Source organism: Dactylosporangium sp. NBC_01737 (genome assembly GCF_035963215.1).
Lineage (GTDB): Bacteria > Actinomycetota > Actinomycetes > Mycobacteriales > Micromonosporaceae > Dactylosporangium.
Genome location: NZ_CP109153.1, coordinates 911598 through 932965, shown reverse-complemented (window position 1 = coordinate 932965; position 21368 = coordinate 911598). Strand labels below are relative to the sequence as shown.

The following is a 21368-nucleotide window of genomic DNA, read 5'->3' as shown; positions in this document are numbered from 1 at the left end:
GGATACGGCGATGACCGAGATCCTCGACGCGCTGCTGGTCGGTGTGGTCGTGCTCGACGACACCGACCGGCCCGTGCTGGTCAACGCGGCGGCACGCGAGATGGGTCTCGTCCGGCAGCGCCAGGGCGCGGGCGAGGAGGCGCACACCATCGTGCGCACCCTGGCCGGCCAGGTCCGGCGCAACGGGGTGACCCGCGTGGTCGAGCTCGACCTGCCGCGCCTCACCCACGGCGACCCGCTGGGCGTCAACGTGCGGGCGGTCGCGCTGGACGGCGGCCGGGTCGCGATCGAGGCCGCCGACGTCACCGAGGCACACCGGGTCGCCCGGGTCCGCCGCGACTTCGTCGCCAACGTCAGCCACGAGCTCAAGACCCCGGTCGGGGCGTTGCAGCTGCTCGCCGAGGCGCTGCTGGACGCGACCGACAAGGACCCCGCCGCCGCGATCCGCTTCGCGGAGCGGATCAAGCACGAGTCGGCCCGTCTCGGCCGGCTCGTCTCCGAGCTGCTGGAGCTCTCGCGCCTGCAGGGCGCCGAGCCGCTGCCCGAGCCGGAGCCCGTCGACGTCGACAAGATCGTCGCCGAGGTGCTCGACCGCACGAAGACCCCGGGCGCCGCGAAGCACATCGACGTGGTGTCGCACGGCCCGCGCGGCCTGGTCGTCTACGGCAACGAGAATCAGCTCGTCACCGCAGTGGTCAACCTCGTGGAGAACGCGATCGCCTACTCGCCCGAGTCCACGACGGTCAGCATCTCGACCAGCCTGTCGGCCGGCGACGACACCGCGCACATCGAGATCGCCGTCGTCGACCAGGGCATAGGCATCGAGCCCCGTGACATCGATCGGATCTTCGAACGGTTCTACCGGGCCGACCGGGCCCGCTCCCGGGCGACCGGCGGCACCGGCCTTGGCCTGGCGATCGTCAAGCACATCGCCACCAATCACGGTGGCCGCGTCGACGTGGTCAGCAGCGTCGGAGTTGGCTCGACGTTCACCTTGCGGCTGCCCGCGCGTCCGACGGATGCCGCGCTGGCGCTACCGCCGTCCGTTGAGATCGGAGGCACCCCATGATTGTGACCCAATCGCAACATCAGACCCGCGGTTCGCAGCGCAGTGCGGCTCCCCGGCAACTACGAAAGGACAGCACGTTGGCGCGCGTACTCGTGGTCGAGGACGAAGAGTCCATCTCCGACCCGTTGTCGTACATGCTCCGCAGGGAGGGTTTCGAGGTCTCCATCGCGGCGACCGGCACCGAGGCCCTCACGGAGTTCGACCGCACCGGAGCGGACATCGTCCTGCTCGATTTGATGCTGCCGGAGATGTCCGGCACCGAGGTCTGCCGGCAGATGCGGACCAAGTCCAACGTGCCGATCATCATGATCACGGCCCGGGACAGCGAGATCGACAAGGTCGTCGGCCTGGAGATCGGCGCCGACGACTACGTCACGAAGCCGTATTCGCCCCGCGAGCTGGTCGCCCGCATCCGCGCGGTGCTGCGCCGGCAGGTCGACGCGGTCAGCGAGCTCACCCCGCCGACCCTGTCCGCAGGCCCCGTCCGCATGGACGTCGACCGCCACGTCGTCACGGTCGCGGGCGACGCCGTGCAGCTGCCGCTGAAGGAGTTCGAGCTGCTCGAGCTGCTCCTGCGCAACGCCGGCCGGGTCCTGACCCGCGGCCAGCTGATCGACCGCGTCTGGGGCGCCGACTACGTCGGTGACACCAAGACCCTCGACGTGCACGTCAAGCGGCTGCGCTCGAAGATCGAGCCGGAGCCGTCGGCGCCGCGCTTCATCGTCACCGTCCGCGGCCTCGGCTACAAGTTCGAGCCGTAAATCGGCTGTCTCTAGCCGCCCCACCGCAAGCGGCGGGTCCCGCGCGGGGGGTTCCCACCCCGCGGGCCCCCCATGCGCCGCTGCGCGACGCACGCAAGCTGTCTCTAGCCGCCCCACCGCAAGCGGCGGGTCCCGCGCGGGGGGTTCCCACCCCGCGGGCCCCCCATGCGCCGCTGCGCGACGCACGCAAGCTGTCTCTAGCCGCCCCACCGCAGGCGGCGGGTCCCGCGCGGGGGGTTCCCACCCCGCGGGCCCCCCATGCGCCGCTGCGCGACGCACGCAAGCTGTTTCCAGCCGCCCCACCGCAGGCGGCGGGTCCCGCGCGGGGGGTTCCCACCCCGCGGGCCCCCCATGCGCCGCTGCGCGACGCACGCAAGCTGTTTCCAGCCGCCCCACCGCAGGCGGCGCCGCTGCGTGACGCATGCAAGATCTATCCGGCGTTCGCGACGGACTCGCGGGCCCTCCGGCGCTCTTCCATCTCGCGCCGGAGGACGTAGCCGCGGATCGCGCGGCCCATCAGCTCCGTGGTCTCGTACGTGATGATCACGTCGAATGCGTCGTTCTCCGGGTCGCGGCGGACGAACAGCACCGTGCCGCGGATCGCGATCGTCTCCTCGTCGAGTGCGATCCGCAGGTCGACCCGGTCGTCGCGGTCGAACCGGTCCTCGTGCAGCCGGCAGCGCACCCCGCCCTCGGACAGGTCGATGACCCGCCCGCGGTACGCGGTGCCGTCCTTGGTGACCTCGACGCCCTCGCCGCCCCCGCCGCGCACATAGTTGCGCCGGGTCTGCAGCCGCACCGTCCCGACCGCCTCCAGCGACCAGCGCGGCGGCTGCTCCCTGCTCAGCTCGACCAGCCGCACGTCCACCGCCTGCCGCCGGTCGCCGGCCACCCAGGCAAGCTCGGCGGAGGTGCCGAGCTTGGGCATGTCGGCGCTGTTGACACCGAACGGCGCGGCGACGGTCAGCCGCTTGCCGGTCATGTCCTCGACGCGGGACTGATAGGCCTCGCCGTCCATCAGCACCACGTCGACCAGAGCGTTGATCGCGGGCAGGGTCACGTCTACACGTTCGGCCGATCGTCCGCCGACTTGAGGATGGGGTGTTACGAGTCCAGTGCCTCGCGCCACTCGTACGGCTTGGCGAAGTGCCCCGGCGCGCACACCAGCTCCGACGTCTTGCGCTTCTCCCGCGCGGGGCTGCCCGCGACCACGGTGTCCGGCGCCACGTCCCGGGTCACCACCGAACCGGCGCCGACCAGCGACCGGGCTCCGATCCGCACGCCCGGCAGGATCGTCGCGTTGCCGCCGATCGAGGCGTCGTCCTCGACCGTGGCGCCGCCGACGCACTCGTCGTACCGGGGGCAGGGGGGGTGCGGGTCGTCGGTGAAGACCACCCCGGGCCCCAGGAACACCCGGCGCCCCAGCGTCACGTTCTCCAGGAAGCAGTGCGAGTGCACCCTGCTCCCGTCACCGATCCGGTTGCCCGGCTCCAGCACCGCGTAGGTGCCCACCGAACACCCGTCCCCGATGACGTTGTTCTCCCTGATCATCGCCCCGTGCCCGGACTGGAATCGGGCCCCGATCCGCGCGCCCGCGTAGATCACGGTCCCGGACCGGATCCTGCTACCTGGCCCGATGATGGTCGGCAACTCGCCGGGCGCCGCGCCGCGCGGCGGCACCCCGATCCGCGCACCGGGCTCCACCACGGTGCCCTCACCCAGCTCAACCCCGGGGAAGATCTCTTCGGTCACCGCACGAACCTATTGCACCGCCGCCCGCATCCACCGCCGGGTTCCCGCGTTGTCGCACACTCGACACCGCGGACCCCGTAGCGTTTCCGGAGGTGCGCAGCTTCAACTCCGGCCCCGCCGGGACGCTCATGATGCTGATCGGCGTGCTCCTCGCCGCCAGTTCGATCTGGACCGCGATCACCCGCGCCCACTGGCCCGAGGCCCTGCCCAGCATCCTCATCGGCCTGTCCCTGACCGCCGTCGGCTACTCGCTGTTCGCCAGGTCCCGCCGTGCCCGCGCCGACTCCTCGTCCTCCGACAACGACGACTGATCTGCCGGAGCCGCCGCGACGGGTCAGGCGCGGCGGGTCGGCAGGAGGGTCAGGGCGACCGTCGTGGCCGGGTGGGGGGCGATCATGCCCTGCTTCGCGCGCTCCGCGCACAGCTCGGCCAGCTTCGTGTAGGCGGCCTTGCCGATGAGGGCGGTGAGCTCAGCCTCGTACTCCTGGTAGAGCCGCTTCGCGCCGACGTGGGCCTCGGGGGACGAGGTGCACCACCAGTGCAGGTCGTGGCCGCCTTCGCCCCAGCCGCGGCGGTCGAACTCGCCGAGGGTGGAGACGAGGACCTTGGTGCCGTCGGGGCGTTTGCGCCAGTCCTGGTCGCGGCGGACGGGCAGCTGCCAGCACACGTCCGGCTTGTACTCCAGGGGGTGGACGCCGTCGCGCAGCGCCTGGCCGTGCAGGGCGCAGCCGCCACCGCCGGGAAAGTCGGTGTCGTTCTGGAAGACGCAGCCGGCGCCGGGGCGGGTCGCCGTGCGCAGGGCCTTGGACTCCCCGTCGATGGTGTCCCACTCGGTGTACTGCTTGAAGCCGCGACGGTAGTGCTGCCAGTGCTCGGGCGTGAGGCGCTTGGCGGCGGCGCGGACCCGCTTCTCGTCGTCGGCGTCGGTGAAGAACGCGCCGTGCGAGCAGCAGCCCTCTTCGGCTTTGCCCTCGATGATGCCGTGGCAGCCCTGCCCGTACACACACGTCCAGTTGGACAGCAGCCATGTGAGATCGGCACGGACGAGGTGGTCGGCGTCGGCCGGGTCGGAGAACTCGAGGAACTCCCGGGGGAAGTCGAGGTCGACCTCGAGGTCGCGCGGCGTGTCAGAGTCGCCGATGCTGTCGACCGCGACGTGAATCTCCATCTGACGAAGAGTACGCGTCCGGTCCCGGCATTACGGTGAAGGGATGCGGCTCGGTGTGCTCGACGTCGGTTCGAACACGGTCCACCTGTTGGTGGTCGACGCCCACCACGGGGCGCATCCGTGGCCGGCGCATTCCCAGAAGGCCGAGTTGCGGCTTGCCGAGAAGATCGGCAAGGACGGCGAGCTGAGCCGGGCCGGCGCGGACAGCCTGGTCGCCGCGTGCGCCGAGGCCCGCGACGCGTCGGCGGCCCTGGAGACCGAGGACCTGCTCGCGTTCGCCACGTCGGCGGTGCGGGACGCGAAGAACTCGGCCCGCGTGCTGCGGCGGGTCCGCGAGGAGACCGGCGTCGACCTGCAGGTCCTGTCCGGCGAAGCCGAGGCGATCATGACGTTCCTGGCGGTGCGCCGCTGGTTCGGCTGGTCGGCCGGGCGGCTGCTGGTGATGGACATCGGCGGCGGCTCGCTGGAGCTGGCGGCCGGCATCGACGAGGAGCCCGACGTGGCGCTGTCGGTGCCGCTCGGTGCGGGGCGGCTCACCCGGGAGCGGCTCGACGGCGACCCGGCGAGCAAGGCGTCCGTCGACGCGCTGTGCGAATTCGCGGAGTTCGAGGTCGCGAGGGCGGCGAAACGGCTCATGGACAACGGCTGGGACCGCCCGGTGGCCACCTCGAAGACGTTCCGGACCCTGGCCCGGCTGGCCGGGGCAGCGCCGTCCAGCGCAGGCCCGCGAGCACCGCGGAGACTGACGAGGACCGGTCTGCACCAGGTCCTGTCGTTCATCCGCAGGATGCCGTCGGCGGCCCTGGCCGAGATCGACGGGGTGAGCCCTGGCCGGGCGCATCAGATCCTCGCCGGGGCGGTGGTGGCCGAGGTCACGATGCGCAGCCTGGGCATCGACGAGGTCGAGATCTGCCCGTGGGCGCTGCGCGAAGGGGTGATTCTTCGCCGGCTGGAGGTGCTGGAGTCGAGTTGATCGACAGGAGACGCTACCCGGCGGGGGCTAGCCTGGTGGAGTGAGTCCACGAGTGCCGGTCCTGTTGTCCACCTCATCCGTCTTCCCCGAGCCGACCGCGGCGGGATTCGAGATGGCCGCCGCCGTCGGCTACGACGGCGTTGAGGTGATGGTCTGGTCCGACGCGGTCAGCCAGGACGCCGGCGCCCTCGCCGGCCTGTCGAAGCACTACGGCGTGCCGGTCCGTTCGGTGCACGCGCCCTGCCTGATGGTGACGCAGCGGGTCTGGAGCCCCGACCCGTGGGAGCGGCTGCGGCGGGCCGCGGTGCTCGCCGACACGCTCGGCGCGCCGGTCGTGGTGGTGCACCCGCCGTTCGCCTGGCAGCGGGACTACGCGCGGACGTTCGAGACCGGGCTGGCCCGGCTGGGCAAGGCGTTCCCCGGGATCCGCTTCGCGGTGGAGAACATGTTCCCGCTGCGGGGCGTCGGGCGGGAGTTCGTGCCGTATGCGCCGGGCTGGGACCCGACGATCACCGGCTTCGACGCCTACACCCTCGACCTCTCCCACTGCGCGGCCTCGCGGACCGACGCGCTGGGCCTGGCCGACACGATGGGCACGGGCCTGGCGCATGTGCACCTCGGCGACGGCACCGGCAAGGGCCGCGACGAGCACCTGGTCCCCGGCCGGGGCACACAGCCGTGCGCGGAGCTGCTGGAGTCGCTGGGGCGGCGCGGGTTCACCGGGTCGGTCGCGGTGGAGGTCGGCACCCGCAAGGCGAGCAGCCGGGCGGAGCGGGAGGCCGACCTGGCGGAGTCGCTGCGCTTCGCCCGCCAGCACCTCGCCGCACCGTCAAAGGTGTGAGCAGGCCGGCGCTGGTGTTCAGCAGGCCCGGGCGGGTGTGAAGAGCGGGCGTGGAGACAGCCCGGCACGCCGAGTGCGTGCCGGGCCGTGAAGTCGACGGTCAGATCTTGCGGACGGACTCGGCCTGAGGACCCTTCGGACCCTGCTTGATCTCGAACTCGACGCGCTGGTTCTCATCGAGGCTGCGGTAGCCGTCCTCGGCGATGGCGGAGAAGTGGACGAAGACGTCGTTGCCGCCGTCGACGCTGATGAAGCCGAAGCCCTTCTCAGCGTTGAACCACTTCACGGTTCCCTGTGCCATGGTGCTGTTTCTCCTTCGTAGGGCGTTGTGATCCGGTGCGGTACCCGGTGTCGAGGGCCGTGAACAGGTGCCACGGCCCGACATCGCCCTGAACCGAACGTCCGACCTATCCGAAATTTCGGGCATGCCGGGCGCACGGTGAAGCGAACCACACCACGCAAGATATGCCGAAGACGGCCGCGTCCGTGGCCGTTTCCAGCACTTACGCGGTCACGACCGCCCGATCGGCCTCGCCCACCCCGACCTGCGACGGTGCGAGTGCGGCGCCCGTTTCGGCGGCACGCTTGCGGGCCCGGTGCGCCGCGACGTGCGACCGCGTCGCGCACCGCTCCGAGCAGAACCGCCGGCAGCAGTTGGATGAGGTGTCCAGGTAGACGTTGCCGCAGCGCTCGTCCGCACAGACGCCGAACCTGGAGCTGCCGTGCTCGCACAGCCACACCGCCAGGCCCCACGCCGCGCCGGCGAGCAGCTCCGAACTGACCGACGACCCGCGACCGGTGACATGCATGTGCCAGTCATGGGTGTCGTGCCCGGAGATGCGCGGCTGCATCGGATATGCCTCCAGCAGCGCGTTGAGCTCTGCGACGGCCGCCATGTCACGCCCGGACGAGCCGTGCTCGAACACCTCCCGCAGCCGCTTGCGAGCACGCCGGAACGCGATCAGATCCCGCTCCGTCGCCTCGGCGGTCTGCCAGCTGTCCTCGCCGAACAGTGCGGCGAGGTCCTGCATGCTTTCGAGCGGCGCGTTGACGATGTCGACAGCGGTCCGCGCATACGCGTCGAAGTCCACCCGACCAAGGTAGTCAAGAAATGCCACACTGGCGACCAGGCGTCACCGGTGGCGAGTGGTTCTGTCTACGCTCGGCACATGCTCAGATCGGTCATCCTCGCCGCAGCCCGCTCACATCGGGTCGAGCGGATCGTTGAAACCGCCCCGGTCAGCCGGAGCATCGTGCACCGTTTCATCGCCGGCGAACACGCGGAGGACGCGTTACAACGCACCCGCGAACTCGTCGCCGACGGACTGGCCGTCACCATCGACCACCTGGGGGAGGACACCACCAACCCCCAGCAGGCCGAGGCGACCCGAGACGAATACCTGCACCTGCTCGACGCCCTGCACGCCGCCGAGCTGACCCCCGCCGCCGAGGTCAGCCTGAAGCTCTCCGCGCTGGGCCAGGTCTTCGACGAGAAGCTCGCCTACGAGCACGCCCGCGCGATCTGCGCCAAGGCGAGCGAGGCCGGCACCACCGTCACCCTCGACGCCGAGGACCACACCACCGCCGACTCCACCCTCGAGGTCCTCGGCCGGCTGCGTGCCGACTTCCCGACCACCGGCGCCGTGGTGCAGTCCTACCTGCGCCGCACCGAGGCGGACTGCCGCGAGCTGGCGGTCACCGGATCCCGCGTCCGCCTGTGCAAGGGCGCCTACAAGGAGCCGGAGTCCGTCGCGTACCAGTCCCGCCTCGACGTCGACAAGTCCTACGTGCGCTGCCTCAACGTGCTCATGGCCGGCACCGGCTATCCGATGCTCGCCACCCACGACCCGCGACTGGTCGCGATCGGTGAGGACCGGGCCAAGTGGTTCGACCGCAACCCTGACGAGTTCGAGTTCCAGATGTTGTACGGGGTCCGCCCCGACGAGCAGCTGCGTCTCGCCCGGCTCGGGTACACCGTGCGGGTCTACCTTCCGTACGGGACGCAGTGGTATGCGTACATGATGCGGCGCCTCGCCGAGCGCCCCGCCAACCTCGGCTTCCTCGCCCGCGCGGTCACCTCCCGCGGCTAAAAGGACATAGCGGAAGGTTACGGGCTTACCCTGCATCTCGTCCGTACGGGCGACGCGCCACCTTGACCCGGTCGCGTACGTTCCGGCAGTGATGCAGGGGGATGAGTCCGACGCGACCCGCCACCCGGCGCCGGACGCTGCGCCGGGTCCGGTGGCGGACTCCGTGGTGGACGTGCGTGCGCCGCTGCCGCGCCAGCGCCCCTCCGCCGAGTCGACGACCGGATCGATGACCGAGGCGGCGGCTGAATCGATGACCGAGGCGACGACCGGGTCGATGACCGAGGCGACGGCTGAGGCCACGACCGAGTTGAGGGCCGGGTCGACGGCCGAACCCGTCGCGGCGCCCGTCGCACCGCCGGTGACCCCGGTCCCGGTGCCGCAGGCGCCGCCCCGGGTGCCCGACCCGATCGCCGTGCACCAACCGCTGCCGCGCGTCGCGCCGCTGCCCGGGCAGGCGCCGCTGCCGAAGCCGGTGCCGCTGTCCGTGGACCGGCCCGCTCCGCCCCGACCGCTGACACCGCCGCAGCCGCAGCCGCGACCGCTGACGTCGCCGGAGCCGGTGGCGCCGTGGCCGCCGGTCGGGCCGTTCCCGCCGCGGATGGGCAACACCGGCCAGCACCCGGTCATCCAGCCCCGCGCGTCCGCCGAGAACCCGTCGCCACACCAGCCGCCGCACCAGCCGCCGCACCAGTCGTCGCCGCGCCAGCCGATGCCCGGCGAACCGGCCGACCCCGCGGAGCTGACCGGGCAGTTCGCGCCGCCCGACTCCCCGCAACCCCGGCCCCTGCGCCCCCACGCCCCGACGGGCCAGTTCCCGCCGGTGCCGCAACGGACCGGCCAGTTCCCGGCCGTGCCGCACCAGCCGGGCCCGCATCAGCCCGGCCAGGCCCCGACGGGCCAGTTCCCGGTCGTGCCCCACCAGGCGGGCCCGTACCAGCCCGGCCCGCACCCGACCGGGCAGTTCCAGACCGGGCAGTACCAGACCGGGCAGTTCCCGGCCGGGCCGCACCTCGGCGTGCCGTCGCAGGCCGGGCCACAGATGTATCCGCCGCACGCCGGCCTGCAGCAGCCCCCGTACACCGGGCAGCCATATCCGCCACAGCCGCATCCCGGCCACTACGGCTACCAGCCCTATCCGCCGGTCCCGCCGCGACGGTCCAGGATCACCGGGCTGCGCGCCGCCCTGCTGGTCGCGCTCGCGCTGGTGCTGGTCACGCCCCCGGCGGCGATCGCGTTCGAGACGGTGCGGCGGGACCGGACCGCCAGCGGCTCCGCCCAGGGCGTCGACCCGGAAGGTAAGAGCCCCGGGCATTCCAACGGCAAACCCGGCGCGAGCGGCTCCCCGAAGACCTCCACCCCGCCGTCCGTCGACGGCAAGGTCAAGCAGGCGCTCACCGACCAGGGCAAAGCGCTGCTCAACGGCGACGCCGCCGGGTTCGTCGCCGCCGTCGACCCGTCCGCCGGCCCGCTGCGCGACGATCTCGCCAGGCGGTTCAACTCGCTGCGCCAGCTGCAGGTGAAGGTCTGGGAGCCGACGGTCCTGGACGCCGTCAAGGTCGGCTCCGACAACACCGCCGACGTGATCGTCTACGTCCGGTACTGCTACGTCGTGACCACCTGCGACCCGATGAACCTCGAGACGACCACGAAGTGGAACGTCACTGCCGACGGGGTCAAACTGCTCGCGTTCGGCGTCGCCGAGGACCTCGGCCCGCGCCCCTGGGAGCGCAGCGAGCTGCGGGTCGCGGTCGGCAAACGGGTCGTCATGGCGACCACCCCGAAGTACGCCTCACGCCTCACCACGATGCTCAACGCGGCGGAGAAGGCCGCGGAACTGTCCGACCGCTACTCGAAGTGGAGCCAGCCGCCGTCGCGGTACGTCGTCTACCTGGCCGGACCGGAGGAGTGGTCCAGCTGGTACGGCCTGAAGCAGGAGAGCTGGGTCGCCGGCTTCGCGTTGCCGCTGACCGCCGACGCGACCGAGATCGTGCTCAACGCGAACCGGGTCGACGTCAAGGAGACCCTCGACGTGCTGCGGCACGAGTTCACGCACGTGGTGACCCTCGCGAAGGTCGAGCGCGCCTACGACCAGACGTGGTGGCTGGTCGAGGGCATCGCCGAGTACGTGCGGGTGCAGGGCCTCGGTGGCCGCTTCGACGACGCCGCCTCGGTGCGCAAGTACGTGCAGAGCGGCCGCTGGAAGAACGAGATCGCGATGGACGACCCGCCGGAGGGGACCAGCTCCGCCGACGTCAGCGGCCGGTACGGGGTGGCGTACATGGCCGTCAACCGGATGGCGGAGCGCTTCGGCGAGGAGAAGATGCTCGAGTTCTTCGACCGGACCGCCAGGCAGGGCGACGCGCTGGAGGAGGCCGCCACGGAGGTCTATGGCGTGTCGTGGGACGACGTGGCCACCGACTGCGTGAAGTACGTGCGCAACCACATCTGATCGGCCCCCATGAGCGGCGTGGCAGACTTGCGGACGTGAATCGCGTCCCCCCGCGTGTTCAGCTGCTCGTGGCCGTCCTCACCGTCTTCTCGCTCACCGGCGCATCCTGCACCGACGATCAGGACGACATCGGGCTCGGCACCGCCGGCCGCGGCGACGTCGTCGAGGTCGTCGATGCCCCGGCCACCGTCACCGCCCGTGCCGCGGCGACCCTGACCGCGGCCGCGGACGGCACCCTCGCCTCCCTGGCCGTGCGCCCCGGCGACACCGTCGAGGCGGGGCAGGTCCTCGCCGTCGTGGACTCCCCGCCCGCGCAGCAGCGGCTGCGCAGCGCTGAGGAGGCCCTCGACGCGCTCAAGGGCGCCGGTGGTGGGGGAGGCGGGGTCAAGAACCTGTCGGCGACGCAGAAGAAGACCGACGACGCCGCCGCGAAGGCGTTCGGCGAGGCCCGCAAGGCCGCTCAGGTCATCGCGGACGCCGGTGTACGGGCCGGGCTCCTCGCGCAGATCGACTTCGCCGAGAAGTCCTACCAGGAGGCGGCCGCGTCCGCCCGGGCGGTCATCACCGCCGTGCAGCGGGGCCTGGCCAGCGTCACGAAGGCGATGGCGGCGCTGACCACGGCGCAGCGCAGCCAGGCACAGGCAGCCTACGACCTGGCGAAGTCGACCGTCGACGCGCTGACCCTGCGGGCGCCCGTCGCCGGGGTCGTCCAGCTCGGTGGCACCTCCGCGGCGGCGGCACCGTCGATCACGGACCTGCTCGGCGCCGCGACCGGCGGCCAGGCACCGGCCGCGGCGGCGGGCGCGGGCGCCGGGCCTGGCGTCGACCCGGCCGTCCCCGTCGGCGGTCAGGTGAGCGCCGGCACCGCGATCCTCACCGTCGTCGACGTGTCACAGCTCGGGCTGATGGCGGAGATCGACGAGACCGACGTGCTGCTCGTCCAGCCGGGCGTCGCCGCCAGGGTCGAGCTCGACGCCGCACCCGGCGCCGCCTACGAGGCGACCGTCACGTCCGCGGACGTGCTGCCGACCACGTCGGCGCGCGGCGGCGTCTCGTACCGGTCGCGGCTCACCCTCGGCAAGGGCACCTTCGCCGACGGCCGGCCCGCACCCGCGCCCCGCCCCGGCATGAACGCGGTCGCGCACCTGCAGGTCCGCCAGATCCGCGACGCGGTCACGGTGCCCGCCGCGGCGGTGTTCAACGTCGGCGGCAAGGACGTCGTGTGGCTCCTCCGCGACGGCAAGGCCGTCCAGGCCCCGGTCAGCATCGGCGTCGCCGGTCAGGACCGCGTCGAGATCCTCAGCGGCGTCGCCGACGGCGACCGGGTCGTCATCCGCGGCACCGACAAGGTCAAGCAGGGCATGGACCTGCCCCGATGACGGCGGCCCTCGTCGCGCAGGACGTGACCCGGGAGTACGCGCTGGACGGGGTCACCGTCCCGGCGCTGCGCGGGGTCAGCTTCACCGTCGACGCCGGCGACTACGTGGCGATCATCGGCCCGTCGGGGTCCGGCAAGTCGACGCTGATGCACCTGCTCGGCGGCCTGGACCGGCCCACCGCGGGGACGCTGCGCATCGGCGGCCGGGACGTCGCCGGCCTCGACCCGCAGGCCCTGGCGAAGCTGCGCAACGAGACGATCGGGTTCGTCTTCCAGTCCTTCCACCTCCTCGCGCGCACCAGCGCCGTCGACAACGTCGCGCTGCCGCTGGTCTACCGGGGCATACGGGCCTCGGAGCGGCGCCGCCGCGCGGTCGCGATGCTGGAGCGGGTCGGGCTCGGCCACCGCCTCGACCACCGGCCCAACCAGCTGTCCGGCGGCGAGCAGCAGCGGGTCGCGATCGCCCGGGCCCTGGTCACGGACCCGCAGGTGCTGCTCGCCGACGAACCGACCGGCAACCTCGACACCCGCACCGGGCAGACGGTCCTCGCGTTGCTGGAGGCACTCAACGAGGAGCAGGGCGTCGCCCTGGTCGTCGTCACCCACGACACCGAGGTCGCCGACCGCGCCCACCGCAAGATCGTCATGCGCGACGGAGTGATCGTTTCATGAGGTTCGCGGAGGCGTGGCGGGTCGCCATCGACGCGCTGCGCGCGAACCGGCTGCGCTCGACCCTGACCATGCTGGGCGTGATCATCGGCGTCGCAGCCGTGGTCGTCCTCGTCGCCATCGGTACGGGTACCAAACAGCAGATCGAACGGCAGGTCGAGGGGCTCGGCTCGAACCTGCTCATCGTGCTGCCCGGCCAGGTGAGCCTCGGCTCGGCGCCGTCGGTGTCGCGGATGGACCTCTCCGACGTCGACGCCGTGTCGAAGATCGTGGGGGACCGCAACCGGGTCGCCGTCAGCGTCGCCTCGGGTGAGACCGTCGCTGCGGGCAACGTCGACACGTTCGCCACGATCAACGGCGTCATCGAGACCACCCCGCAGGTGTTCGTGCGCAGCCTGGCCCGCGGCACGTACCTGAGCCGCAGCGACGTCGACACCCAGCGCCGCGTCGCGGTCCTCGGCTGGAGCGTCGCCAAGACCCTCTTCGGCGACCGCGACGCCGTCGGCCAGCAGGTCACGATCGCCGGCGTGCGCTTCCGGGTGATCGGCGTCTTCTCCCAGCTCGGCCAGAGCCTCGGCGTCGACCGCGACAACGAGGTCCACATCCCGATCACCAGCGCGCACCGGCTGCTGGGTACCAACCGCGTCGACGGGATCGCGATCAAGGCCCCGAACCGCGAGGAGATCGACGACCTCAGCGCCCGCATCATCGCCGAGCTCGGCCGCCGCCATCCGGGCACCGAGTTCAGCGCCGTCACCCAGGAGCAGATCCTCGGCGTCCTCGGCGACATCCTCGGGGTCCTCACCGGCGTCCTCGCCGCGATCGCCGGCATCTCCCTGCTGGTCGGCGGCGTCGGCGTCTCCAACATCATGCTCGTCTCCGTGCGGGAACGCACCAAGGAGATCGGCCTGCGCAAGGCGGTCGGCGCCAGGCCCCGCGACATCGGGGTGCAGTTCCTGCTCGAGGCGGTGCTGCTCACGACCCTCGGCGGGTTCATCGGCATGGCGCTGGGCATCGGCGCGGCCCTGCTGGTGGCGGCCCTGTCCCCGGTGCCGGCCGCGATCACCTGGTGGTCCCTGGCGCTGGCGTTCGGCGTGTCCGCCGCCGTCGGCATCATCTTCGGCGTCGTGCCGGCCCAGCGGGCCGGGCGCCTGGACCCGGTCGTCGCCCTGCGCACCGAGTGAGCCTGGCCTGACCTCGCCAGCGGCGCGTCCTGACCTCGGAACCGGCGCGTCTCCACCTGGGAACCGGCGCGTCTCCACCTCGGAACCGGCGCGTCTTGACCTTGGAAGCAAAGAATCCGACGAAGCCAAGGCGCAAGTCACAGCAGTACCGTTACCGTACTGATAACACGCTGATTCATCAGCTTGGCGAGCACGCTGGTCGGAGGTCGCGATGTCTAGCACGCCACACACCACCGAAGGCCGGTTGGGCGAGGTCAGGTTTCTCACGGTCGCCGAGGTGGCAACCTTGATGCGGGTGTCCAAGATGACCGTCTACCGCCTGGTTCACGCCGGAGATCTCACCGCCGTGCGGGTCGGCCGGTCGTTCCGGGTCCCCGAGCACGCGGTCGACGCATACCTGCGCGAAGCGTTCCGTGAGACGGCGTAACCGCACGCTTCGCGCCTGACCGGTGAGCCCGCTTTTCCGATCACGAGGGGATGCGGCTACGCTGGAGCCGCTAACCATGTCTTCGGCGTGCCAGCGATGGCACGCGTTCCGCTGTAACGAGGAGATACCCGTATGGGCTCGGTGGTCAAGAAGCGCCGCAAGCGTATGGCCAAGAAGAAGCACCGCAAGCTGCTGCGCAAGACCCGCGTCCAGCGTCGTCGTCTCGGCAAGTAGCAGCGCGCCGGCGGTCCGCCCCGGGCACGCTCGCACTCGCATCTAAGGGAGTCGCGTGAGCGGTCCGGAGCGGAGCGAAGGAGCCGCTCACCATGAGCGCAGGTCTGGCTCACGGCGGCGCCGGAGCGCAGCGGAGGTGACGCCGTGAGCACACCACGGGTTGTCCTTGTGACAGGGGTGGGCCGCTATCTGGGCGCGCACCTGGCCGCTAGGCTCGCCGCCGATCCCCGGATCGAGCGGGTCGTCGGCATCGACAGCACCGCACCGTCGAGTGAGCTCGCCGCGGTGCTCAAGGACGTCGACGTGCACCAGATCGACCTGCGGACCCCCGGGGTGCTGCGGGTGCTGGTCGACGCCCGGGTCGAGGCGGTGGCGCACCTCGCGGTGACCACCGCGGCCGATCAGCACGGTGGCCGCGCCGCGATGAAAGAGCTCAACGTCATCGGCACCATGCAACTGCTCGCCGCCTGCCAGCAGGCGGCACGGCTGAGCAAGCTGGTGATCCGCTCCTCCACCGCGGCCTACGGTGCGTCCTTCCGCGACCCGGCGATCTTCACCGAGGACACCGAGCCGCGGGAGATCCCGCGCGGTGGCTTCGCCAAGGACGTCCTGGACATCGAGGGCTACGTCCGTGGCTTCCGCCGCCGCCGTCCCGACGTCGGTGCCACCGTGCTGCGCTTCGCGCCGTTCATCGGCTCGACCGTCGACACCAGCCTGACCAGGTATTTCGCCGCGCCCGTCGTCCCGACCGTCTTCGGCCGGGACCCACGTCTGCAGTTCCTGCACGTGGACGACGCGTTCGAGGTCCTGCACCGCTCCGTGGTCGAGTCACACCCCGGCACGTTCAACGTCGCCGGCGGCGGGACCCTGACCCTGTCGCAGGCCGTCCGGCGGGCCGGCCGGGTCACCATGCCGGTCCTCGAGCCCGGCCTCGGCGTCATCGCCGGCCTCGGCCGCGGCACCGTGTCCCTGGACCAGCTCGACCTGTTCGTGCACGGCCGGGTCGTCGACACGACCAGACTCATCCGGGAGTTCGGCTTCACCCCCCGGACCACCGCGGAAGCCTTCGACGAGTTCGTCCGCAGCCGCCGGTCCGGTGAGGCGCTGCCGGCCGACCGCATCCGCGCCGTCGAGCAGACCCTGCTCGAAGGTTTCCGACGGACCCGTGCGGCGCGCGCCGCGTTGGAGGCGGGCAAATGACTGACCCTGGTCTCCCCGACCAGTGGGACGACCGGGTCGCCGGCGCGCTCGCGTTCCTCCGCGAACGTCTCACCGGCGACTACGAGGTCGACGGCTTCGGCTTCGACCGCCACCTGACCGACGGCGTCTTCCTGCCGCTGCTGCGCCCCCTGTACAACCAGTGGTTCCGCACCGAGGTCTTCGGCGTCGAGCACCTGCCGAAGGAAGGCCCCGCCCTCGTCGTGGCCAACCACTCCGGCACCGTCGCCCTCGACGCACTCATGCTCTCCGTCGCGGTCCACGACGAGACCTCCGCCCGCCGCCACCTGCGCCTCCTCGGCGCCGACCTGGTCTTCCGCCTCCCGGTCCTGTCCGAGATGGCCCGCAAGTCCGGCGCCACCCTCGCCTGCAACCCCGACGCCGAACGCCTCCTCGGCGAGGGCGAACTCGTCGGCGTCTTCCCCGAGGGCTTCAAAGGCATCGGCAAGCCGTTCGCCGAGCGGTACAAGCTGCAACGCTTCGGCCGCGGCGGCTTCGTCTCCGCGGCGGTGCGCACCGGCACCCCGATCGTCCCGGTCTCCATCGTCGGCGCCGAGGAGATCTACCCCCTGATCGGCAACCTGCGGCCGCTCGCCCGCCTGCTGGGCGCCCCGTACTTCCCGGTCACGCCGACGTTCCCGTGGCTCGGCCCGCTCGGCCTGGTCCCGCTGCCGAGCAAGTGGCTCATCGAGTTCGGCGAGCCGATCCCGACGGAGGACTTCGTCGACTCCGCGGACGACCCGATGGTCGTGTTCAACCTCGCCGACCAGGTCCGCGAGACAATCCAGCAGACGCTGTACAAGCTGCTCGACCGCCGCCCCGACGCGTTCTCCAGCTAGCCCGCTGTCGCTCGCACACCCTGCACTTCGCGCGGCCGAAACACGCGCATGCGCGCGGCGCCTGAAAGCCCCTGGCTCAAGGTTGCGAGCTTCGCGACAGGTCTGTCGTCCGATCCGTGGGCGGCCTCGCTTCCCTGTCCGCCCAGTCGTGATCGAAGTCGCCTGGTGGCTATCGGGGCGGCCGCGGCGCGCCTTGGATCACGGGCAGGTAGGGGCGCGGGCAGGTAGGGGCGCGGGCGGGTTGGGGCGCGGGCGGGTTGGGTGCGGACGGGTCGGGTGCGGGCGGGAGTGGGTGGTTCGCGGTGATTGTCCGGGCTGTGCCGTCTGTTGTGGGTCGTGCGCGGCCGGGCTTCGCGACAGGTCTGTCGTCCGGTTCGAGGGTGGTTCCGCCTCCCGTCCGCCCAGTCGTGATCGAAGTCGCCTGGTGGCTATCGGGGCGGCCGCGGCGCGCCTTGGATCACGGGCAGGTAGGGGCGCGGGCGGGTTGGGTGCAGTGGGTTGGGGTGCGGGTGGGTCGGGGCGCGGCGGGAATGGGTGGTTCGCGGTGATTGTCCGGGCTGTGCCGTCTGTTGTGGGTCGTGCACGGCCGAGCTTCGCGACAGGTCTGTCGTCCGATCGTGGGCGGCCTCGCTTCCCCGTCCGCCCAGTCGTGATCGAAGTCGCCTGGTGGCTATCGGGGCGGCCGCGGCGCGGCTTGGATCGCGGGTGGTGTCGTGCGGGCCCGCGGGAGTCAGAGGCGGGGCAGGCGACGGCGGCGGCGGAGGGCGGCTGCGGTGGCGACGCCGCCCATGAGGACGCCGGTTGCGAGGGCGGCGGGCACGGCGATTTTCGCGGCCTTGCGGCCGGTGCGGAAGTCGCGGATCTCCCAGCCGCGCTTGCGGGCCTCGCGGCGCAGCGCAGGGTCGGGGTTGACGGCGACGGCGTAGCCGACGGTGGACAGCATCGGGGTGTCGTTGACCGAGTCGCTGTAGGCGGCGCACCGTGACAGGTCCAGGCCTTCGACGTCGGCGAGGGCGGTGATGGCGGCGGCCTTCTCGGGGCCGTGCATGAGGTCGCCGACGAGGCGGCCGGTGTAGACGCCGTCGCAGATCTCGGCGACGGTGCCGATGGCGCCGGTCAGGCCGAGCCGCTGGGCGATGATGCGGCCGAGCTCGACCGGGGCCGCGGTGACGAGCCAGACCCGCTGGCCGGCGTCGAGGTGGAGCTGGGCGAGGGCTCGGGTGCCGGACCAGATGCGGTCGGCCATCAACTCGTCGAAGATCTCCTCGCAGAGCCGCTCCATGTCGTCGACCTGCCAGCCGGCGATGAACGCCAGCGCCGCGGATTTGGCGTTGGTGACGGTGCCGGCGTGTTCGGAGGCGAGGAGGCGGAAGCGGGCCTGCTGGTAGGCGAAGCGGACCAGGTCGCCGCTGGTGAAGTACTTGCGCTTCGCGAGACCGCGGGCGAAGTAGTAGATCGACGCGCCCTGCATCATCGTGTTGTCGACGTCGAAGAAGGCCGCGGCGGCCGGGTCGGCGGGGACCTCGAGGGCGGCCTCGACCTCGGCGACGGCCCAGCCTGCCGAGGACGTCACGATACGGCCGGACTGCTGGCGGCGTCGTAATGCCAGCGCGGCGGTCGAAGGTCGGATCGGCATGCGCGGAAACCCCCTCTGGTTGCGACCAACCGTACCGGCACGAAGAACGAGAAGGGCCCGGTGTCAGACACCGGGCCCGTCCGTAGGAAGAGCTTTCAGTCGAACAGCCAGCCGAGCAGGCCTTGGTCCTTCGTGGGGGAAGGTGCGGGGGCCTGGGTGGGCTCCGCCGGTGCGGACTCGGTCGCCGAACCACCGGTGGTGGTGCCGGCCGAGCCGCTGGGGACGGGACGCTGGCCGGTGGGGGCGCCGGTCTGGCCCGGGTTGTTCTGCTGCTGGGTGTTGCCCGGCTGCTGGGTGTTGGACCCGGAGGTCTTCTGACCGGCCGGCTTGCACGCGGTGCTGTTGGGCACCGGTCCGAGCTGGTCGGCGGCGGAGACCCCGGCCGCGCCGCACTTGATCAGCGGGCGGATCGCCTTGGAACGCCGGTCGATCTCGTCGAGCAGGGTCACGGACTTGGCGGCCCGGGCCCGGGCGTCGCCGTTGACCCCGTTGCGGAGCTTCTCGGCACCGGCACGCTGGGTGCTGGTGAACGCGTCGATGGCGTCCAGGGCGGCGGAGTCCTTCCGGCCGACGGCGGTCGCAGTCAGCAGGCGCACACCTTCGAGCGTCTCGCTGTCCATGTCGTCGAAGACCGCGGTCAGACCCGCCGGGTCCTTCACCGCCTGTGCCTCGTCGAGCCGGGTCCGTGCGAACTCCAGGTACAGCTGGCCGCGGCTGATGTCCGAGCCGGCGAGTGCCAGCTGGGCCTTCTCCGTGGACCGTTTCACCGTGTAGAGGGCGTCGCCGGGGATGGCGTCGCCGCTCGCCGCGGACATGCCCGACAGTGCGAGGGTGCCGGCGGCGAGGCCGACGACGATCGCGCCGCGGGTGCGGGTCCGGCGGCTGACCGCGGGCCTGCTGCCCGCCGGGCGGCGCAGTGAGCGCAGCCCCCTGCGGGTCACCTCGGGCTCCGGGTCCTTGGCGGTGATGCCGATGCCTTCTCGTTCTGCTGTGGCCAGGAGCATGGCCCGCAGTCCGTCCTTGAACTCCTGCTGCGTCTCCACCTTGACCGGGAGGTCGGTCAGCCGTTGGCTGACTGAGACCAGTCCGGTCAGGGAGTCGTCGAGCGTGGACCTCATGCGGTGCCTGCGGGCTCCTGCCGCCTCGTCCAAGAGCTGAGCGAAACGCTCAGCCCGACGACGGTGGAAGACGGAGCCGATCACCTGAGGCACCCCCCTTCGCTGATCGCGTTGCTCAGGCGCGGCGGGGTAGCGGGATGGTGTGCCACCGCGTCCGCCGTGCGCCAAGCCGACGGTCGCACCCGGACCAACGGTGCAGAGCGGAAGCTGGTTACGGCGCGGGAGGAGGCACTGTAACGGAAGGTGACAGCGGTCACGGCTGGAATCCGTCGGGGAGCAGCCGCGCGAGGGCCCTGACCGCGCGGTACTGCAACGCCTTGATCGCGCCCTCGTTCTTGCTCATGGCATGGGCGGTCTCGGCGACGGAGAAGCCGTGCAGGAAGCGCAGGACGATGCACTCCTGCTGCTCGGGGTTGAGCTGCTTGACCGCTTTGAGCAGGTCGACGTTCGTGATGTGGTCGATGACCGCGGCCTCGGGGCTGCCTTCCGGTCCCCGGTCCGGCCGGTCGGCGTCCAGCACGTCACCGGTGGTGACCTCGAGCCGGTACCGGCCGGACTTGAAGTGGTCGGCGACCAGGTTCCGGGCGATCGTCACGAGCCAGGCGCCGAGGTCGCGGCCCTGCCAGGTGAAGCTGCCGATGCGCTTCAACGCCCGCAGGAACGTGTCGGCGGTCAGGTCCTCGGCGAGCTGCCGGTTGCCGACGCGGAAGTACACGAACCGGAAGACCGTGTCGAAGTACCGGTCGTAGAGCAGCCCGAACGCCGCCCCGTCGCCGGCCTGGGCGCGTTCGATGAGGGCCCACACCTCCGACGCCGGGTCGCCCCGGTCCGGCCGGGCCGGCTTCGGCGGCTCCTGCGAGGCGGGTGGCCCGGTGTCGGCCAGTGTCTCCGTCAGGGTGCCCGCCACGGCGGACTTCGAGATGGGGACGGTGTCCTCCTCGATGAGCCCGGCGCCGGGTGCGGGCTTGCCGTTGGCGCCCGCGTTCGGTCTGACGTTTGTGCCTGCACCTTGACCGGAACCCTGCCGGGCGGGTGCCTCGTTGGTGTGTGGGCGTCCCCGTGTGCGTGGGACGCTGCCACCTTCACCGCGGATCACGGTGCTGAACATGTCGCGCATGGAGTCGCGCAGCATGGACAGCCCATCGGCGAGTGCGTGCTCGGCGTCGAACACGTGCTGGATCGCGGTCATGCGTCGCAATCCAGACCACACGGCCTATTCGGCGCGATCACGGGCACTTCGGCCTCCTCGGGGTGAGGGGTGTCAACTCGCAACAAATGGGGTGAGCTGACTTGGGTGATGATAGGTCCGGCGTCACCCGCATGTGGGCAGTCTTTGGCGTGAGGGCACAATTCTTCCCACAGATCGGGGACGTCCCGGCGCACATGCTGTCCGTCACTTGCTCATGACACGCCGTGCAACACGCCGAATACTTGGGCAAACGGGACGTACACGCGCCGGACTTACTTGGCGTCGACACGCCGAACGCACACGATCGAGTGGACCTTTACTCAGTCGGCGTGTCGGACGCGTAAGCACCCTGGCATACGAGCGGGTGATCGGT

Annotated in this window: 19 protein-coding genes and 3 pseudogenes; 14 read left to right on the top strand and 8 right to left on the bottom strand. The window is 71.5% G+C overall.

Annotation, left to right across the window (positions count from 1 at the left end; all coding sequences use genetic code 11):
* Positions 1-22: 22 nt before the first annotated feature.
* Both OHA72_RS04215 and OHA72_RS04210 read left to right on the top strand, forming a co-directional pair.
* Positions 23-1069: pseudogene (locus OHA72_RS04215) on the top strand (ATP-binding protein); the annotation flags it as partial.
* Between the two features lie 77 nt (positions 1070-1146).
* Positions 1147-1830 carry a response regulator gene (locus OHA72_RS04210; RefSeq protein WP_327006532.1) on the top strand — a complete coding sequence of 228 codons (684 nt, stop codon included), beginning with the start codon at positions 1147-1149 and terminating at the stop codon, positions 1828-1830.
* Between the two features lie 430 nt (positions 1831-2260).
* On the opposite strand, the gene OHA72_RS04205 is transcribed toward OHA72_RS04210, so the two are convergent.
* Both OHA72_RS04205 and OHA72_RS04200 read right to left on the bottom strand, forming a co-directional pair.
* On the bottom strand, positions 2261-2890 hold the full coding sequence (locus tag OHA72_RS04205) for a PilZ domain-containing protein (protein ID WP_327006531.1): 630 nt from the start codon (positions 2888-2890) through the stop codon (positions 2261-2263).
* Positions 2891-2934: 44 nt separating this feature from the next.
* Positions 2935-3582 carry an acyltransferase gene (locus tag OHA72_RS04200; protein ID WP_327006530.1) on the bottom strand — a complete coding sequence of 216 codons (648 nt, stop codon included), beginning with the start codon at positions 3580-3582 and terminating at the stop codon, positions 2935-2937.
* Positions 3583-3674: 92 nt separating this feature from the next.
* On the opposite strand from OHA72_RS04200, the gene OHA72_RS04195 reads away from it, so the two are divergent.
* Positions 3675-3893: a hypothetical protein gene (locus OHA72_RS04195; RefSeq protein WP_327006528.1), complete on the top strand. Its 219-nt coding sequence runs from the start codon at positions 3675-3677 to the stop codon at positions 3891-3893.
* 23 nt (positions 3894-3916) lie between these two features.
* Here the strand turns inward: OHA72_RS04195 and OHA72_RS04190 are convergent, their stop codons facing one another.
* Positions 3917-4750, bottom strand: a complete 834-nt coding sequence (locus OHA72_RS04190; RefSeq protein WP_327006527.1) for a DUF3109 family protein — start codon at positions 4748-4750, stop codon at positions 3917-3919.
* A 43-nt stretch (positions 4751-4793) separates the two neighbouring features.
* On the opposite strand from OHA72_RS04190, the gene OHA72_RS04185 reads away from it, so the two are divergent.
* Together OHA72_RS04185 and OHA72_RS04180 are read left to right on the top strand one after the other, a co-directional pair.
* On the top strand, positions 4794-5723 hold the full coding sequence (locus OHA72_RS04185) for a Ppx/GppA phosphatase family protein (RefSeq protein WP_327006526.1): 930 nt from the start codon (positions 4794-4796) through the stop codon (positions 5721-5723).
* Between the two features lie 40 nt (positions 5724-5763).
* A complete protein-coding gene (locus OHA72_RS04180) occupies positions 5764-6564 on the top strand; it encodes a sugar phosphate isomerase/epimerase family protein (protein ID WP_327006525.1) in 801 nt (266 codons plus the stop codon).
* 100 nt (positions 6565-6664) lie between these two features.
* On the opposite strand, the gene OHA72_RS04175 is transcribed toward OHA72_RS04180, so the two are convergent.
* On the bottom strand, positions 6665-6865 hold the full coding sequence (locus tag OHA72_RS04175) for a cold-shock protein (RefSeq protein WP_327006524.1): 201 nt from the start codon (positions 6863-6865) through the stop codon (positions 6665-6667).
* Between the two features lie 202 nt (positions 6866-7067).
* Positions 7068-7655 (bottom strand): CGNR zinc finger domain-containing protein, encoded by a 588-nt coding sequence (locus OHA72_RS04170; protein WP_327006522.1) that lies wholly within the window; start codon positions 7653-7655, stop codon positions 7068-7070.
* A gap of 78 nt (positions 7656-7733) precedes the next feature.
* Between OHA72_RS04170 and OHA72_RS04165 the strand changes: the two genes are divergently transcribed.
* The 9 genes and pseudogenes from OHA72_RS04165 (at position 7734) to OHA72_RS04125 (ending at position 17052) form a co-directional block, all read left to right on the top strand.
* The gene (locus OHA72_RS04165; protein WP_327006521.1) at positions 7734-8654 is read left to right on the top strand and encodes a proline dehydrogenase family protein; all 921 of its coding nucleotides are present in this window, start codon (positions 7734-7736) and stop codon (positions 8652-8654) included.
* Positions 8655-8742: 88 nt separating this feature from the next.
* The gene (locus OHA72_RS04160) at positions 8743-11103 is read left to right on the top strand and encodes a hypothetical protein (protein WP_327006520.1); all 2361 of its coding nucleotides are present in this window, start codon (positions 8743-8745) and stop codon (positions 11101-11103) included.
* Positions 11104-11138: 35 nt separating this feature from the next.
* Positions 11139-12482 carry an efflux RND transporter periplasmic adaptor subunit gene (locus tag OHA72_RS04155; RefSeq protein ID WP_327006519.1) on the top strand — a complete coding sequence of 448 codons (1344 nt, stop codon included), beginning with the start codon at positions 11139-11141 and terminating at the stop codon, positions 12480-12482.
* Positions 12479-13150: pseudogene (locus OHA72_RS04150) on the top strand (ABC transporter ATP-binding protein); the annotation flags it as partial. The gene OHA72_RS04155 and the pseudogene OHA72_RS04150, both read left to right, overlap by 4 nt.
* Positions 13150-14334 (top strand): ABC transporter permease, encoded by a 1185-nt coding sequence (locus OHA72_RS04145; RefSeq protein ID WP_327006518.1) that lies wholly within the window; start codon positions 13150-13152, stop codon positions 14332-14334. The pseudogene OHA72_RS04150 and the gene OHA72_RS04145, both read left to right, overlap by 1 nt.
* Before the next feature lie 211 nt (positions 14335-14545).
* A complete protein-coding gene (locus OHA72_RS04140) occupies positions 14546-14761 on the top strand; it encodes a helix-turn-helix domain-containing protein (RefSeq protein ID WP_033363444.1) in 216 nt (71 codons plus the stop codon).
* Positions 14762-14893: 132 nt separating this feature from the next.
* Positions 14894-14995: a 30S ribosomal protein bS22 gene (locus OHA72_RS04135; RefSeq protein ID WP_007465623.1), complete on the top strand. Its 102-nt coding sequence runs from the start codon at positions 14894-14896 to the stop codon at positions 14993-14995.
* 144 nt (positions 14996-15139) lie between these two features.
* Positions 15140-16195: an NAD-dependent epimerase/dehydratase family protein gene (locus OHA72_RS04130; protein WP_327006517.1), complete on the top strand. Its 1056-nt coding sequence runs from the start codon at positions 15140-15142 to the stop codon at positions 16193-16195.
* Positions 16192-17052, top strand: coding sequence for a lysophospholipid acyltransferase family protein (locus tag OHA72_RS04125; protein ID WP_327006516.1), 861 nt, complete (start codon positions 16192-16194; stop codon positions 17050-17052). Before OHA72_RS04130 ends, OHA72_RS04125 begins: the two co-directional genes overlap by 4 nt.
* Before the next feature lie 730 nt (positions 17053-17782).
* Here OHA72_RS04125 and OHA72_RS04120 read toward each other — a convergent pair.
* The 3 genes and pseudogenes from OHA72_RS04120 to OHA72_RS04110 form a co-directional block, all read right to left on the bottom strand.
* On the bottom strand, positions 17783-18688 hold the full coding sequence (locus OHA72_RS04120) for an HAD family hydrolase (RefSeq protein ID WP_442788512.1): 906 nt from the start codon (positions 18686-18688) through the stop codon (positions 17783-17785).
* 338 nt (positions 18689-19026) lie between these two features.
* Positions 19027-19890, bottom strand: a pseudogene (locus OHA72_RS04115) (DUF5667 domain-containing protein); the annotation flags it as partial.
* 169 nt (positions 19891-20059) lie between these two features.
* Complete coding sequence (locus OHA72_RS04110; RefSeq protein ID WP_442788511.1) at positions 20060-20995, bottom strand: sigma-70 family RNA polymerase sigma factor; 936 nt, start codon at positions 20993-20995, stop codon at positions 20060-20062.
* Positions 20996-21368: the final 373 nt, after the last annotated feature.